This window comes from Amycolatopsis stemonae (assembly GCF_054781455.1).
In genome coordinates this window covers 861,887-876,978 of the sequence record NZ_BAAGUJ010000002.1, presented here as the reverse complement: position 1 = coordinate 876,978, position 15,092 = coordinate 861,887, and the positions used below count along the sequence as shown (strand labels likewise).

The following is a 15,092-nucleotide window of genomic DNA, read 5'->3' as shown; positions in this document are numbered from 1 at the left end:
GAACTACGGCAGCTTCGTGATCCGGTCCGCCGCGGGCGGGGCCAGGTTCGGGTGGGCGCCCAGGTACGCGACCAGCGCGTCCAGGTCCACCGGCCCGCCGGCCAGGTTCGTGCCCTTGGTGAACTCGGTGAAGCCGTCCCCGCCGGCGGCGAGGAAGTTGTTCACCGACACGCGGAACGTCGCCGCCGGGTCGACCGGCGTGCCGTTCACCGTGATGTTCGAGACCCGCGAGCCCTGCGGCGCGGACGCCGAATAGCTGTAGTGCAGCGAGCTCGAGATCTGCAGGAACTTCGGGTTCACGCCCGGCGCCCACTGCTGCTCCAGCACGTTCTTGAGGTTCGCGCCGGTCAGCGTGATCGTCTGCATGATGTTCGAGAACGGCTGGACGGTGAACGCCTCGCCGTAGGTCACCACGCCGTCGCCTTCGCCCTTGTCGGACGACTTGTAGGTCAGGTCGGCGCGGATGCCGCCCGGATTGGTCATCGCGATGACCGCGCTGTTCGACTGCGTGCCCGCGAGCTGCGCGTCGGCGATGACGTCGCCGAGCGCCGATTCGCCGGCCGCGTTGCCCGCCGCCTTCAGGTCCTCGGTGATGGTGCCGACCTGCTTGTTCGCGATCGGGCCGGACTTGGCCTTCGCGTCGTCGACCAGGGCCGTCACGGCCGGGTCCGGCGTGACCGTCCGCGTGACGATCTCGTTGAACGCCTTGGTCTGCGACCGGACGACGTCGCGCGTCTTCAGGCTGATCTTCAGGTCCACGACCGACAGCAGGCGGCCGAACGACGAGCCCTGGATGACCGGGCGCGGCTGGCCGGCCGGGTCGTTGATCACGCAGTTGTACTGCTGGTGGCTGTGGCCGGTGAAGATCGCATCGACCTTCGGGGTCACCGCCTTCGCGATCGCGGTGGCCGGGCCCGGCAGGACCCTGCAGTCGTTCGGGCCCTCGAGCTCGGTGCTGTCACCCTGGTGCAGCAGCACGATCTGGGCCTTGACCCCGAAGAAGTCGAGCAGGTTCGCGGTGCGGTTGATCGCCTCGACCTCGTCGCCGAACTTCAGGCCCTTGATCGCCTCCGGCGTGACGACCGACGGCAGGTCCTTCAGCGTCGCGCCGATGACGCCGATCGGCACGCCGCCCTCGAACTTGACGGTGAACGGCAACAACGCGGGCAGGCCGTTGGTGAAGTACACATTGGACCCGAGGAACGGGAACTTCGCACCGTCGAAAGTCTTCTGGAACTGGCAGCCGTCCGTGGGGTGGCAGCCCCCGAACTGCATGCGCTGCAGTTCCTTGTAGCCCTCGTCGAACTCGTGGTTCCCGACGACGGACGCGTTGACGCCCAGCATGTTCAGGAAGTCGATGGTCGGCTCGTCGTGGAACAGCGCCGAGGTCAGCGGCGACGCGCCGATGTTGTCGCCGGCGGACACGACGAACGAGTTGCGCACCTGCGAACGGAGCTGCTTCACGTGCGTCGCCAGGTAAGCGGCACCGCCGGCGTCCACAGTGGTCCCGTCGGACTGCGTGACGCGGCCGCTGGAGCCGGACGGCGGCTCGAGGTTGCCGTGCAGGTCGTTGAACCCGATGATCCGGACGTCCGTGGTGGGGTCCGGGCGCTGGCCCGCGGACGCGGGCGCGGTGGTCACCGCGGTCGTCGCCAGCGCGGCCGCGGCGAGCACCACGAGCCGGGTTGAAAGCCTCATGCGTGTTTCCTCCGATTCGCGCCCAAGGTCCCCAACGGGCGCACGGCGGAGGATTCTGCCTCGCGAAGCGGTCAGCTACCAGGGTCAAAAGACGGACGTAAAGCGAATGTCACCTAACGGCTTCCCTCGAGCAGCACCCGCGCGACGAGTCCGGGGTCGTCGTTCATCGGCACGTGCCCGCAGCCGGGCAGCAGCTTGAACGTCCCGTTCGGAGCGATCTTCCGCAGGTCGGCGAGGCGCGGGCGGGCGAGGATCCGGTCGTGCTCGGCCCACGCGACCGTCACCGGGACGCCGGTGACCGGGCCCGTGAAGCGGAAGTCGCCGCGGGACTCGGCGGCAGTGGGCTCGAAGCCCGGCGCGGTCGCGAGCGCGTGGGCGTCCTCGACGACGGCGTCCGGGGTCAGCAGCGCCGGTTTCCCGACGATCATCCCGGTCAGCGCCGCGCGCCCGGCGGCCGTCGCGGCGATGCGGCGCACGACGTGCGGTGGCGTGCGCAGCGCGAGAGCGCGGTGGGCCTTGAGCGTGGCGATCGCGTAGAGCTTCTGCGACCGGGTCCACAGCCCGGCGGGCGACAACGCCGTGACGCTGCGGACGAGCCCGGCCTGCCCGAGCGCCAGCGACAGCAGGCCGCCGAGCGAGTTGCCCGCGACGTGCGGGCGGTCGATGCCGAGCTCGGTGAAGAGCTCCTTGAACATCACGAGCGCGGGCTCGACGCCGTACCCGCCGGCCGGCTCGGGCGACTCCCCGAAGCCCGGCAGGTCCACGGCGATGACGTCGCGATGCGGCGTGAGCAGCGGGAACACCGGCGCCCACGCCTGACGGCGGTGGCCGATGCCGTGGATCAGCACCAGCGGTTCGCCGGTGCCCGCGCGGTCATAGACAACGTCGTCCATGACCCGAGAGTAAGGCGGGGATAGCGGAAAAGCTACAACCGCCGGTAACAGTTACTCTGCGTCCGGGTGAACCCGTGCGCCGGAGTCGGCCGCCCGCTGGACGGCGTCGAGCACCCGGTGGACGCGCCGCGCGTGCGCGAAGTCCGGCAGGTCGCCCTTGAGGTGCCGCGCGTAGGCGTGCGCGACGTTGTAGGACGGCTCGGCGGCGCGCCCGGCCAGCTGCGGCAGCTCGTACCGGCCGGGCACGGTGAGCCGTTCGAGCGTGCCGGTCCGGCTGCCGCGCAACGTCAGCTTCGCGATCCAGAACAGCGGGTCCGCGGCGTTGACGACCAGGGTGCCCTCGGTGCCGTTGATCTCCCAGTGGAAGTCGGTGGCAGGCGAGGACCCGCCGCGCAGGTGCAGCGACGCGACCGCGCCGCCGGTGAGCACGCCGGTGACGGCGATCTGGTCCGGCGCGGTCATCGGGACCGGGTCGCCGGTGACCTCGTCGCGCACGCGCGGCCGGACGGTCGCCATCGTCGCCGACAGCTCGCTGAACCGGCCGAGGACCATGTCGAGCGCGTCCACGGTGTGCGCGAACGGGATCGTCAGCATGGTCGCGCCCCCCTCGGGGTGCAGCTGGTAGTCGCGGCCGGCGCGGACGCTGGGTCCCCAGTTCCCGCCCGAGCCGATCAACGACGTCGACAGCACACGGCCGACGTAGCCGTCCTTGATCAGGTCACGCAGGTAGCGCAACGCGGGCGCGGACCGCCCTTGGAGGCCGACCGCGGTCTTCGCGTCCTTCGCGGCTTCGGTCAGCGCCTCGGTTTCGGCCAGGCTCACGCCGAGCGGCCACTCGCTCAGGACCTGCTTGCCCGCGGCCAGCGCGGGCTCGATCAGGGCCCGGTGCTCGGCCACCTTGACCGCGACGACCACCAGGTCGACCTCCGGGTGCCGGGCGAGCTCCCCGGCGTCGCCGAAGGTCAGCGGCACGCCGTACTTCTCCCCGGCGACGCGCGCCGACTCGGTACTGCTCCCACTCAGCGCGCGGAGCTCGTAGCCCTCCACCGCGGCCAGCGCGGGCACGTGCGCGGTGGCGGCCCAGCCGCCGTTCGCGCTGAGCCCGACGATGCCGACCCGGACCGGTGCCATCAGTGTTCCTTTCGTTGCCCCCACAAGACTTCGACGTGCTGAGCGTCGTGGTCATTCCCGCTCGAGCGCAAGCCGCATCCGGTTACGTCTTCCGTTGCCGTGACGAATTCGACTCGCCGGGCGGTTCGGTAACACCCCTTGACCCCGCAGCGATGACGGTGCATTCCGGTGACTGGGGGACGAATGGGCATCGAGGTCGTACTCGTGGTGCTGGCCGTCGTCGTGCTGCTGATCGGCGGCACGGTGTTCAGCGCGTGGCGGGCCGAGCGCACCGAGGAGCGCGACGACGACTGACCGATCGGCCCGGCCGCGGTCGGCCGAGTGGCCGATGGGGTCCGGCTCTTCGACCGAAGTGGCCCCGGGGCAAGATCCATAACGTCGGTGGCATGACGAACGCACAGGTCACCGCCCTGCAGTACGGGTTCATCGGCTTCCTCGCGCTGTGGTCCGTGGTGCTGGTGCCGCAGCTGATCACCCAGCTCGCGCGCCACGGCGGCCTGCGCCTGCGCGGCATCGTCACGACCGCGGCGGTGCTGCTGTACGGCTGCATGACCTTCGCGGTCGTCTTCCTGCCGCTGCCCGGGCCCGGCACCCGCCGGCTGAGCCAGACGGTGCAGCTGCACCCGTTCCAGTGGATCACCGACATCCACACCGAGCTGCTCAAGCACGGCGAGCCGCTGTCGCAGTGGTTCATGACGCAGACGTTCCAGCAGGCGTGCCTGAACGTGCTGCTGTTCGTCCCGCTCGGGGTGTTCGCGCGGATCCTGTGGCGCCGCGGCCTGGTCGGCACGACGCTCATCGGCTTCGGGGTGTCACTGCTCATCGAACTCACGCAGGTCACGGCGAACTTCGGCACGGCGCCCTACGTCTACCGCATCTTCGACGTCGACGACCTCATGAACAACACGCTCGGCGCCGGGGTCGGCTGGGTGTTCGGCGCGCTGCTGCTCACGCTCCTGCGTTCACCGGTCCGCGTGCAGCCGGCCCGGCGCGAGCGGGTCCACCTCGCCCAGTCGCGCTAACCGCGCCTTCCGCTGCAGGGCCGCCCGCTTGGCGGCCCGCCGGTCTTCGAGGACGACGACGAGCGTGGCGACGGCGAGCACCAGCGCGACAAGCCCGAGGACGATCGGAAGCTGCACGAAATCCTCCTCGGTACGGCGCTGTGCGGGAGATCACACAGGGTACGCAGGTCCGTGGCGACTTCGCTACCCCCCGCGACGGGCTCGGGCAGCGAACCAGGTCCGGTCGGAGGTGAGCCAGCGCTCGAAGACCAGGTCAGCCCCGGCCAAGGCCTCGTCGAGAACCAGGCGGCGGCAGGTGAACTCCTGGTCCCACCGCCGCCCGCCGGCCGAATAGCGGACCGTCGCCGACAGCAAGTCGCCGTCGCGGACCACGTCGGCCAGCTCGAGGTCCACCTCCCCGAGCCGCCCGCCCTGCCCGGACGCGACCGAGCCGAACCACTCGGTCGGGTGCCACTCGACGACCAACCGCCCGGAAGGGGCGAGGTGGCGCCGCGCGGCGGCGAGCAGCGCCTGCCGGTCCCGCACCCGTGCCGTGTTGATCAGGTGGCTCCCCAGCAGGACCGCGTCGAACGTCCGGCCGAGGTCCAGCTCGCCGATCCGCGCGCACACCGTCTCCGCTCGGACGTGCGCGAGCATCGCCGGCGAATCGTCGACGGCGACCACGGGATGCCCCAGCTCCAGCAGCGGGTGCGTGACCCGGCCGGCCCCACAGCCCAGCTCGAGGATCGACGCCCCGGGCGCGACCGCGTCGTGCACGATCTCCGGCTCGCCCGCGGCGGGCAGCAACCGGTAGACCTCGACCGAACACCCGTCCGCGGTGACCTCCATCCCACGAGCATGCCGGAAACTGAGCCCGTGAGACCGACCAAGGACCAGCTCGCCGCCGCGCACGACACCACCATCCCGGACGTCATCGCGCCCGGCCTCGACGTGCTGTTCTGCGGCATCAACCCCGGCCTCTACTCCGGCGCGCTGCAGCAGCACTTCGCGCGGCCCGGCAACCGCTTCTGGCCCGCGCTGTACCACGGCGGCTTCACGCCGCGGCTGTACGCGCCGAGCGAGCAGGACGCGTTGCTCGACCTGAAGCTCGGCATCACGAACGTCGTCGCCAGGACGACCGCCCGTGCCGACGAGCTCACCGGCGACGAACTCCGCGAAGGCGGGAAGCTCCTCGAAGCGAAGGTGCTCGAGTACCGGCCGCGGTGGCTGGCCGTCGTCGGGATCACCGCCTACCGGACCGCCTTCGGCTTCCCGAAGGCGCGCGTCGGCCGTCAGGAGCACCGGATCGGGAGCACGCGCGTGTGGGTCCTGCCGAACCCGAGCGGCCTCAACGCGCACTGGACGCCGGCCGGGCTGGCGGAGGAGTTCGCCGCCCTGCGGAGCGCATCCGAAGCGCGTCGAAATCGTTGAACAACCGGCGAGCCACCCTCAGTAGCACCAACAGCCCCATCGGGTCCTCCCCAGCTCGGCCGAGCCACCTCTTCAAGATCGTCTTCTACCCATAGTTTGCTGTGACCAGCGGATTGGGCCATGAGGGGGAATTGGCGTCATGAGCTGCGCAATCGCGACTCGTACCAAGCAGGAGGAGTCACTTTTGGCCGGTCCCGCAGGGGGGACCGGGTGGTGCCGGACGCGTGAACCGAGGGGACGCGTCAGGCGTCCCAGGAGCGACGGCGCAGAGACGGAGGCCCACGATGCACGGCATCGAGCCCACCCGCAGGCCCGCTGGGCCGATCGGACCCGGCGGGCGCAGTCTCGGCGTGGCGGTCGTCGATCCGGTCCCGATCTTTCGCGACGGCCTCGCCGCGCTCGTCCACCGCAGCCAGGGGCTGCACTGGGCGGGCCAGGCGGCCAGCCACCACGCCGCGCTGCAGCTGTGTGAGCAGGTCAAGCCGGACGTCGTCGTGCTCGATTCGGCACTCGACCCGAACTGCCACCTGACGAAGCTGCTCAACGCCGGCGACCCGGCACTGATCCTGGTCACGTTGATCCGGGACACGAACCGCACGCAGCAGTACCTCGCGGCCGCGATCGCCGCGGGCACGCACGCGATCGTGCCGCGGTCGATCGATTCACGGCGGCTCGCCGAAGCGATCCGGCGTGCGCACACCGAGCGCCGGTACATCGACCCGGCGCTGGCCGCGCTCACCGCCCGGCCGAAACGGGCGACCGTGCCGAAGGACGGCCTCGCCCACGACAGCCCGCCGGCGCCGCGCGGCGGGATGCCGCTGTCCCGGCGCGAGTACCAGGTGCTCCAGCTGGTCGCCGAAGGCCTGGAGAACTCGGCGATCGCGAAGCTGCTGTTCCTGTCCGTCGAGACGGTCCGGACGCACGTCAAGAGCATCCTGCGGAAGCTTTCCGCGCGCGATCGGACGCACGCGGTCACCATCGCCTTCCGCGGTGGGATCCTCATCGCCCGCGCCGAAGACGGCCACGTGCCGGTGACCGCCGACACAACGGCCCTCCCGGGCCAGCGCTGACCCCGGAAACCACCCGGATTTCCGCACCCGGAAGTGCGGATCTGCTTGCTCCAGTTACCCGCAGGTAATATCCTGAAGTTACCGGCGAGTAAGGCGAACATGTGCCCGGCCGGGGAGCCGAACACATTGGAGTGACGACATGGGCCACTACAAGAGCAACGTCCGAGACCTGGAGTTCAACCTCTTCGAGGTCCTGGGCGTGCAGGAGCGCCTGGGCAAGGGCGTACTCGCCGAGTCCGACGAAGAGACCGCGCGCGGTGTGCTGTCCGAGCTGAACAAGCTCGCCACCGGTCCGCTGGCCGAGTCCTACGCCGACGCCGACCGCAACCCGCCCGTGTACGACCCGAAGACCTTCAGCGTCAAGATCCCCGAGTCGTTCAAGAAGAGCTACCAGCAGCTCATCGACGGCGAATGGTGGCGCCTCGGCCTGACCAACGACCTCGGCGGCTTCGGCCTGCCCCCCACGGTCCAGTGGGCCGCCTCCGAGCTGATCCTCGGCGCGAACGCCCCGCTGTTCATGTACATGGCGGGCCCGAACTTCGCGATGATCGTCGACAAGAACGGCACCGAAGAGCAGAAGCACTGGGCGCAGCTGATGATCGACCGCGCCTGGGGCGCGACGATGGTGCTGACCGAGCCGGACGCCGGCTCCGACGTCGGCGCGGGCCGCACCAAGGCCGTCAAGCAGGAGGACGGCTCCTGGCACATCGACGGCGTGAAGCGCTTCATCACCTCCGCCGAGCACGACATGAGCGAAAACATCATGCACCTCGTGCTGGCGCGCCCCGAGGGTCCGGGCATCGAGACCAAGCCGGGCACCAAGGGCCTGTCGCTGTTCCTCGTGCCGAAGTTCCACTTCGACACCAAGACCGGCGAGCTGGGCGAGCGCAACGGCGCCTACGTCACGAACGTCGAGCACAAGATGGGCATCAAGGCCTCGACGACCTGCGAGCTGACCTTCGGCCAGCACGGCACCCCGGCCAAGGGCTGGCTGCTCGGCGAGGTGCACGACGGCATCGCGCAGATGTTCCAGGTCATCGAGTACGCCCGGATGATGGTCGGCACCAAGGCCATCGCGACGCTGTCGACGGGTTACCTCAACGCGCTCGAGTACGCCAAGGAGCGCGTCCAGGGCGCCGACCTGCCGAACATGCTCAACAAGACCGCGCCGCGCGTCACCATCACGCACCACCCGGACGTCCGCCGCTCGCTGATGCTGCAGAAGGCCTACGCCGAGGGGCTGCGCGCGGTGTACCTGTACACCGCGTCGTTCCAGGACCAGCTGTGGACCGGCGAGGGTGACCAGAAGGTCGCGCACGGCGTGAACGACCTGCTGCTGCCGATCGTCAAGGGCGTCGGCTCCGAGCGCGCCACCGAGCAGCTCGTGCAGTCGCTGCAGACCCTGGGCGGGTCCGGCTTCCTGGAGGACTACCCGATCGAGCAGTACATCCGCGACGCCAAGATCGACTCGCTCTACGAGGGCACCACGGCGATCCAGTCCCTGGACTTCTTCTTCCGCAAGATCGTCCGCGACAAGGGCGCGTCCCTGGCCTTCGTCGCCGGCGAGATCACGAAGTTCATCGAGTCCGAGGCGGGCAACGGCCGGCTCAAGAACGAGCGCGGGCTGCTCAAGCAGGCCCTCGAGGACACGCAGGGCATGCTCGGCTCGCTGATCGGCTACCTGACCGCGTCGCAGGAGGACCCGCAGAGCATCAACAAGGTCGGCCAGCACACGGTCCGCCTGCTGATGTCGGTCGGCGACCTGCTCATCGGCTGGCAGCTGCTCAAGCACGCCGAGGTCGCCATCGGCAAGCTCGACGCGGGCGCGTCCGCCAAGGACGTCCCGTTCTACGAGGGCAAGATCGCCGTGGCCTCGTTCTTCGCGAAGCAGGTGCTGCCGGAGCTGACCGCCCGCCGCGCGATCGTGGAGGCCGCCGACAACGCGCTCATGGAGCTCGACGAAGCCGCGTTCTGATCGTCACGAAAAGGGCCCTCCTCGCGTGAGGAGGGCCCTTTTCGTGTTTCAGCTTCACCCGATGAGGGCATTCCGGTCACCGAGTTCGCGGCGCGGCCGCGGATCCTGGAGAGGAGAAGCGATGACCATCGGCAGCATCCTTGGCGCCATCATCATCGGGTTGATCATCGGTGTCCTCGGACGGTTGGTCGCCCCCGGCAAGCAGAGCATCCCGATCTGGCTGACCATCGTGATCGGCATCGTCGCCGCCTTCATCGGCACGGCCATCGCGCGCGGTCTCGGCTACGCCGACACCAAGGGGATCGACTGGCTGGAGATCCTCACGCAGGTCGTCGTGGCCGCGATCGGCGTCAGCATCGCCGCCGGCGCGTACGGCCGCCGAGGCGTCAGCAGGTAGCGCTTTCCCCAGCCGGCCCGGTCCGGTCCGTCGTCGGGGGCGGACCGGCCCGGGCCTTTCTTCGCCGCTCACTCCATCGGGGGGCAAGGCGGGCGACGAGCCCGCATCGGTGCCACCGTGGCGCTTATTGCGCAATCCGAGGAGGCAACCGTGCTCGGCGGACTTTGGGGCATCATCTCGACGATCATCGTGGGCCTGATCCTGGGCGTCCTGGGCCGGCTGTTCGCGCCGGGCGACCAGAAGATCCCCATCTGGCTGACGATCGTCGTCGGCATCGTCGCGGCGTTCATCGGCAACTGGCTGGCCGGGGTGTTCGGCGTCCGGGACACCTCCGGCATCGACTGGATCCGGCACATCTTCCAGATCGTCGCCGCGGTCGTCGGGGTCATCCTGGCCTCGGGGATCTACGCCAAGGTCAAGGGCGGCAGCCGCTCTACCGCCTGAGCGCCAGGCCTGCGCCGGCGAGCAGCAGCCCGGCGGCGCAGGCCATCGCCGTGGTGAGGGCGGTCGCGGACGACGTCACGGCCAGCGTCAGGAACAGGCTGCCGAAGGTGGCGACGCCGACGACCTGGCCCAGCTGCAACGTGGTGGTCAGCAGGCCGCTGACGTCCGCCGCGCGCTCGGGCGGCACGTGCGTCAGCGCGTTCACCATCAGGGAGCCGAACGCCGGTCCCATCGACAGGCCGAACAGCAGCAGGGCGACGACGAACAGGGTCCCGCCGTCCCGGCCCAGCCCGAGCAGCACGTAGGCGATGGCGGACCCCACGTACCCGCACGGGGTCAGCCAGGCGTGCACCCGCCGCGGCAGCCGGTTCCAGAAGAACCCGCACAGCCCGAAGACGACCCCGCCGGGCGCCATCGCCAAGCCGGCGGCCATCGCCGTCTTGCCGAGGCCCGACTGCAGGTGCAGCGCCACGCAGAAGAGGAACCCGCCGTAGGACGCGACTCCCGCCGCGAGCGTGGCCAGCCCCGGGGCGACACCGCGGATCTTGAGCACGGCGAGGTCGACGAGCGGTTCGCGCACCCGGCGTTCGACGACCACGAACAACACGGCCAGCAGCGCGCCCACGGCGATCGAGGCGAACGTCCAGGCGGGCCAGCCGGTTTCGTGCCCGAGCACCAGCGGCAGCACGACGAGCACCACCGCGGGCGCGGCGATCCCGAGCCCGGCCAGGTCGAGCCGTCGGCCCGCCTTCGCGGCACCGGCGGGCAGCAGCTTCCCCGAGAGCACGGCCACGAGCACGCCGAGCGGGACGTTCACCAGGAAGACCGGCCGCCAGCCCGTCCCGAACAGGTCGGCGCCGACGAGCACCCCGCCGAGCACCTGGCCGGACACGAACGCGACGGAGATGACGGCGGTGTACGCGCTGAGCGCCTTCGCCCGCGCGGCCCCCGTGAACTGCGCCTGGATGACGCTGACGACCTGCGGCATCATCAACGCGGCCCCGGCGCCCTGCGCGACTCGCGCGACGACCAGGACCGCCGCGCCGGGCGCGAGACCGCAGAGCAGCGAACAGACGGTGAACGTGACGACGCCGGTGACGAACAGCCGGCGCCGCCCGAACAGCTCGCCGAGGCGGGCGCCGGTGATCAGCAACATCGCGTAGCCCACGGTGTAGCCGGAAACGACGAGCTGCAGCGCGGCGCCGGAGGCGTGCAGGTCGGTGCGGATGCCGGTCATGGCGACGTTCACGACGGTGACGTCGAGCAGCGCCATGAACTGGCCGAGCAGCAGGACGGCCAGCATGAACCACGGCCGCCGGTCTCCTCGGGCGGCCCGGTCCGGGGTGGCCGGGGCAGAGGTGGTCAGTGTCATGCGGCTGACCTTGGTTCTCTTCGGCTTCGCGCGGAGAGAGCCTGCGGATGCTGGTGCCGGGAGTACCTGCTTCGCCGGGTCTTCCGAAACTGTCGTACCCCTCGGGCACCATGTCCCCATGACCGACACGCAGGTTCGCACGAGCCGGGAGGAACTCGGCCGGTTCCTCAAGGCGTGCCGGGCGCGGATCGGCCCGGAAGAGGTCGGGCTGGCGCCCGGCGTACGCCGTCGTACGAGCGGGTTGCGCCGCGAAGAGGTGGCGCTGCTCGCCGGCGTCGGCGTCACTTGGTACACGTGGCTCGAGCAGGGGCGGCCGATCAACGCGAGCGCGCAGGTGCTCGACGCGGTGGCGCGCACGCTGAGGATGGACCACATCGAGCGGGAGCACCTGTACCGGCTGGCGGAGCTGACCCCGTCACGGCTGCCGTCGTCGGCCGAAGTGGTGCCGGACGCGGTGCGCGAGGTGCTGCGCGCGCTGGATCCGTTGCCCGCCACGGTGGTCAACGGCCGGTTCGACGTGCTGGCGTCGAACGCGGCGCAGGAAGAGCTGTTCTGGGAGTGGCACAGCCTGCCCTGCCTGCACAAGAACCTGCTGTGGTGCTGCGTGACCGAGCCGAAGGCGCGGGAGTTCCTGCTGAACTACGACGAGGAGGTCCCGCACATGGTGGCGCGGATGCGGGCCGAGTACGGCGGGCACGTCGGCGAACCGTCCTGGGAGGAGGACATCCGCCGGCTGTCGGCGCTGAGCCCGGAGTTCGCGGCGCTGTGGGAGCGGCACGAGGTGGCCGAACCGCGGGCGCGGCTGCGCCGGCTGCACCACCCGCGGGCCGGGCGGATGACCTTCCGGCTGACCGAGCTGGCGGTGTCGGAGGTGCCGGGCCTGCGGGTCCAGGTGTCCACTCCGGACGACCCGGCCACCTGGGCCCTGCTGCCTTCGACACGGCGGTCGTCATGACGTCGGTCGAGCTCGGCGGCCAGGGGCTGACGTCGTTCCCGGCGCTGCCCCCGGGGGTGACCCGACTGGACCTGTACGAGAACTCCCTCACGGCCGTGCCCGCGTCGCTGTGGGAACAGACCGGGCTGGAGGTGCTCAACCTCGCGGCCAACCGGCTGTCTTCGCTGCCACCGGGCATCTCGGCGCTGAAGTCGGTGCACACCTTGGATCTGGCGCACAACGAGTTCGACTCCCTGCCGGACGAGCTGGGCGACCTGGCCGGGCTGACCGAGTACCTGTACGTCAGCGACAACCGGCTGTCGTCGTTCCCTTCGGCGTGGTGCCGGCTGGACCGGTTGCGGTACCTGGGGTGCACGGACAACCGGCTGACGGCGCTTCCCGCCGATCTCTCGGGCTTCGCGTCGCTGCGCGAACTCCGGTTGTACCGCAACGCGTTGGACTCCCTGCCGGAGTCGATCGGTGCGCTCGGCGCGTTGCGGGAGCTGCACCTGCGCGGGAACCGGCTGCGTTCGCTTCCGGACTCGATCGGCTCATTGACCGAGCTGCGTCAGCTGGACCTGCGGGAGAACGCGTTGACGACGCTGCCGGCGTCCGTCGCCTCCCTGTCCAAACTGGACAAGCTGGATCTGCGGTGGAACAAGGACTTCCGGGAGCCGGCGTGGCTGCGCGACTTCGAGGAGGCGGGGTGCATGGTCCTTCGCTGACGGCTCAACAGAGGATGGTCGGACGCGGACCGTAGGTCGCGGTGTGCGACGTGCGCCGGACTTCGGCGCCGCTCGCGATGTCGTAGAGCACGCGCGTGTCGGTGACGCTGAAGCCGGGTGTCCCGATCGACGGCACGCACGGATCGGTTCCACCGAACTGCACCGGCGGCGGGTCACCGGGGGTCTGCGCGCCGGTCTGGCTCTCGACGCGGTAGTGGCGGGTGCCCCAGATCCGGACCGTCACGGAGTCGCCGGAAACCGTGGCCTGGATGGCGATCCCGGTCTGGGTGTCGTTGGTCAGCTTGAGCTCGACCGGACTGCCGTCGGCGTTCACGGCCTTGGCGTCGCGGCCGGCGGGGTAGCGGTCGAGGTAGTGGTCGTGCTCGAGGTGCCCGGCGTCGGCCAGGCCCGCGAGGTAGCCCGCGTTGTACAAAGTGGACGCCAGCTGCGAGACGCCACCGCCGACGACGGTCGCGCCGGTGCCGTCCTCCTCGACCGGGGCGGGCACGTAGCCGTTGTCGGCGGTGCGCGGGCCGGAGCGGGCGCCGAGGCTGAACGTCTCGCCGGGCTTGACGATCGCGCCGGACACGCGGGCGGCGAGCGTCCGGTTGTTGGTCGCGGCCGGGCCGGCCAGGCCACCGGTGGTGAACTCGCCGACGACCTCCTTGATGCCGAGCGCGCCGGCGTCGTCGGTGCTCACGCTGGGTTTCGACGCGCTGTAGACGACGGGCAGGTCCCGGCCGTCGGTCTTCTTGAGCACGTCGACGAGGGGCAGGAAGGTCTTTTCCCAGTTGACCTTCCGGGCGTCCTCGGACGGCTCGACGGCCGGCTGGTCGCCGGTGAAGACGATCTGCGCGTCCTTGCCGTCGGTCTCGGTGCTCGCGAGGCCGTCCTTGAGCGCAGCCTGGAGCTTGCCCTGGTCGATGCGGACCTCGACGGCCCCGCCTTCGACCGCGGCGAACTGGAACGACCCGGCGATGGCGTCCGGCTTGAGGGGAACGTCCTTGCCCTGCCCGTGCACGACGACCGGCTTCGCCACCGCGGGCACGACGATCTGCTGGTAAGCGGCCTGCACCCCGGCCGCGGTCGCCTTCACGGGCGTGATCGCCATGGCGAGCTTGACCCCGCCGGCGTCGAGCCAGTGGTCGGTGACGGTGTGCACGGCACCGGCGAGGTCGGTCAGCTGCTGGCCCTGCCGCGGCAGGATCGGGTAGGGCGTGACGCCGCCGTCGCTGCCCTGAACGGGCGTGAACCCGACGGCGCCTTCGGTGGCCGGGTGGTTCAGCTTGCCCTCGGCGAGCTCGCGCACGGCCTGGCCGATCTGGTTCGGATCGGTCCGCGTCGCGACGCCGACTTCGCGGCTGGTGAAGAAGGACATGATCCGCGTGATCGGGCTCAGCGGCTGGTGCCCGGCGAGGCCGAGGGTGTTCGGCCAGTCGAGCCCCAGCCCGGACTGCGCGGGAACGAGCGTCGCCTGCACATCACCACCGTGCACGACGACGGGCCGCGTGAGCCGCGGCTCGAGTTCCTTGCGCAGCTTGGCTTCCGCCTCGGCATGGGTAAGCCCCCCGACATCGATGCCGGCAACGGTCACCCCGCGCGGCACATCTCCGGCACTGGTGATGAGGTCGAGCGCGTAGAGGATGACGAAGAGCCCGAGCGCGATCCCGATGGCCATCATCGTGCGCGCAACCCCCCGGCGCATCCGAGCACCCGAAGTCTCGGGCGCCCGCGGCGGCGCGGGGGTTTCGAGGAGTTCACCGAGCAGATCATCGGCGAAGAGATCGGTAGCGGGCTCCGCGACGACGGTCGCGGGTTCTTCCGGCTCGAGCTCGGAACCCGGCTCTTCAGCAGGTTCCAGGACGGCAGGCGCCTCGGCGACCGGCGCCTCGGCGACCGGCGGCTCGGCGACCGGCGGCTCGGCGGCGCCCGGCTCCTCGGCGGCGCTCGGCCCCTCGGCCCCCGCCGGTTCGGGCTCGGTGGATGCTTCGGCGGCCGGATTGCTTTCGGCCACCGGCTCC

At 70.6% G+C, this 15,092-nt stretch carries 16 protein-coding genes; 9 read left to right on the top strand and 7 right to left on the bottom strand.

What is annotated here, in order from left to right:
- Positions 1-3: 3 nt before the first annotated feature.
- The 3 genes from ACYVLJ_RS10375 to ACYVLJ_RS10365 form a co-directional block, all read right to left on the bottom strand.
- A complete protein-coding gene (locus tag ACYVLJ_RS10375; RefSeq protein WP_460438447.1) occupies positions 4-1,698 on the bottom strand; it encodes a bifunctional metallophosphatase/5'-nucleotidase in 1,695 nt (564 codons plus the stop codon).
- A 113-nt stretch (positions 1,699-1,811) separates the two neighbouring features.
- Entirely contained in the window at positions 1,812-2,591 is a 780-nt protein-coding gene (locus tag ACYVLJ_RS10370; RefSeq protein WP_460438446.1) for an alpha/beta fold hydrolase, read from the bottom strand.
- A gap of 51 nt (positions 2,592-2,642) precedes the next feature.
- Positions 2,643-3,722 (bottom strand): Gfo/Idh/MocA family protein, encoded by a 1,080-nt coding sequence (locus tag ACYVLJ_RS10365; protein WP_460438445.1) that lies wholly within the window; start codon positions 3,720-3,722, stop codon positions 2,643-2,645.
- 168 nt (positions 3,723-3,890) lie between these two features.
- On the opposite strand from ACYVLJ_RS10365, the gene ACYVLJ_RS10360 reads away from it, so the two are divergent.
- Together ACYVLJ_RS10360 and ACYVLJ_RS10355 are read left to right on the top strand one after the other, a co-directional pair.
- Complete coding sequence (locus ACYVLJ_RS10360; RefSeq protein WP_460438444.1) at positions 3,891-4,016, top strand: hypothetical protein; 126 nt, start codon at positions 3,891-3,893, stop codon at positions 4,014-4,016.
- Positions 4,017-4,108: 92 nt separating this feature from the next.
- Positions 4,109-4,744 carry a VanZ family protein gene (locus ACYVLJ_RS10355; protein WP_460438443.1) on the top strand — a complete coding sequence of 212 codons (636 nt, stop codon included), beginning with the start codon at positions 4,109-4,111 and terminating at the stop codon, positions 4,742-4,744.
- Here the strand turns inward: ACYVLJ_RS10355 and ACYVLJ_RS10350 are convergent.
- A complete protein-coding gene (locus ACYVLJ_RS10350; RefSeq protein ID WP_451970399.1) occupies positions 4,685-4,861 on the bottom strand; it encodes a hypothetical protein in 177 nt (58 codons plus the stop codon). The two genes, ACYVLJ_RS10355 and ACYVLJ_RS10350, sit on opposite strands and share 60 nt — an antisense overlap.
- A 66-nt stretch (positions 4,862-4,927) precedes the next feature.
- Positions 4,928-5,572: a class I SAM-dependent methyltransferase gene (locus tag ACYVLJ_RS10345; RefSeq protein ID WP_460438442.1), complete on the bottom strand. Its 645-nt coding sequence runs from the start codon at positions 5,570-5,572 to the stop codon at positions 4,928-4,930.
- Positions 5,573-5,599: 27 nt separating this feature from the next.
- Here ACYVLJ_RS10345 and mug point away from each other — a divergent pair, with 27 nt between their 5' ends.
- From mug to ACYVLJ_RS10320, 5 genes are all read left to right on the top strand, one after another.
- Positions 5,600-6,154: a G/U mismatch-specific DNA glycosylase gene (gene mug, locus ACYVLJ_RS10340; RefSeq protein WP_451970405.1), complete on the top strand. Its 555-nt coding sequence runs from the start codon at positions 5,600-5,602 to the stop codon at positions 6,152-6,154.
- Positions 6,155-6,438: 284 nt separating this feature from the next.
- Positions 6,439-7,224 carry a response regulator transcription factor gene (locus tag ACYVLJ_RS10335; RefSeq protein ID WP_451970408.1) on the top strand — a complete coding sequence of 262 codons (786 nt, stop codon included), beginning with the start codon at positions 6,439-6,441 and terminating at the stop codon, positions 7,222-7,224.
- A gap of 139 nt (positions 7,225-7,363) precedes the next feature.
- Positions 7,364-9,199 carry an acyl-CoA dehydrogenase gene (locus tag ACYVLJ_RS10330; protein ID WP_460438441.1) on the top strand — a complete coding sequence of 612 codons (1,836 nt, stop codon included), beginning with the start codon at positions 7,364-7,366 and terminating at the stop codon, positions 9,197-9,199.
- A gap of 121 nt (positions 9,200-9,320) precedes the next feature.
- Positions 9,321-9,596: a GlsB/YeaQ/YmgE family stress response membrane protein gene (locus ACYVLJ_RS10325; RefSeq protein ID WP_451970414.1), complete on the top strand. Its 276-nt coding sequence runs from the start codon at positions 9,321-9,323 to the stop codon at positions 9,594-9,596.
- 150 nt (positions 9,597-9,746) lie between these two features.
- Positions 9,747-10,040: a GlsB/YeaQ/YmgE family stress response membrane protein gene (locus ACYVLJ_RS10320; RefSeq protein WP_451970417.1), complete on the top strand. Its 294-nt coding sequence runs from the start codon at positions 9,747-9,749 to the stop codon at positions 10,038-10,040.
- On the opposite strand, the gene ACYVLJ_RS10315 is transcribed toward ACYVLJ_RS10320, so the two are convergent.
- Positions 10,030-11,412, bottom strand: a complete 1,383-nt coding sequence (locus tag ACYVLJ_RS10315) for an MFS transporter (protein WP_460438440.1) — start codon at positions 11,410-11,412, stop codon at positions 10,030-10,032. The genes ACYVLJ_RS10320 and ACYVLJ_RS10315 overlap by 11 nt on opposite strands.
- Before the next feature lie 118 nt (positions 11,413-11,530).
- Between ACYVLJ_RS10315 and ACYVLJ_RS10310 the strand changes: the two genes are divergently transcribed.
- Entirely contained in the window at positions 11,531-12,367 is an 837-nt protein-coding gene (locus ACYVLJ_RS10310) for a helix-turn-helix transcriptional regulator (protein WP_451970422.1), read from the top strand.
- On the top strand, positions 12,364-13,071 hold the full coding sequence (locus ACYVLJ_RS10305; protein WP_460438439.1) for a leucine-rich repeat domain-containing protein: 708 nt from the start codon (positions 12,364-12,366) through the stop codon (positions 13,069-13,071). The genes ACYVLJ_RS10310 and ACYVLJ_RS10305 overlap by 4 nt, the downstream gene beginning before the upstream one ends.
- Before the next feature lie 4 nt (positions 13,072-13,075).
- Here the strand turns inward: ACYVLJ_RS10305 and ACYVLJ_RS10300 are convergent, their stop codons facing one another.
- Positions 13,076-15,085 (bottom strand): VanW family protein, encoded by a 2,010-nt coding sequence (locus ACYVLJ_RS10300; protein ID WP_460438634.1) that lies wholly within the window; start codon positions 15,083-15,085, stop codon positions 13,076-13,078.
- Positions 15,086-15,092: the final 7 nt, after the last annotated feature.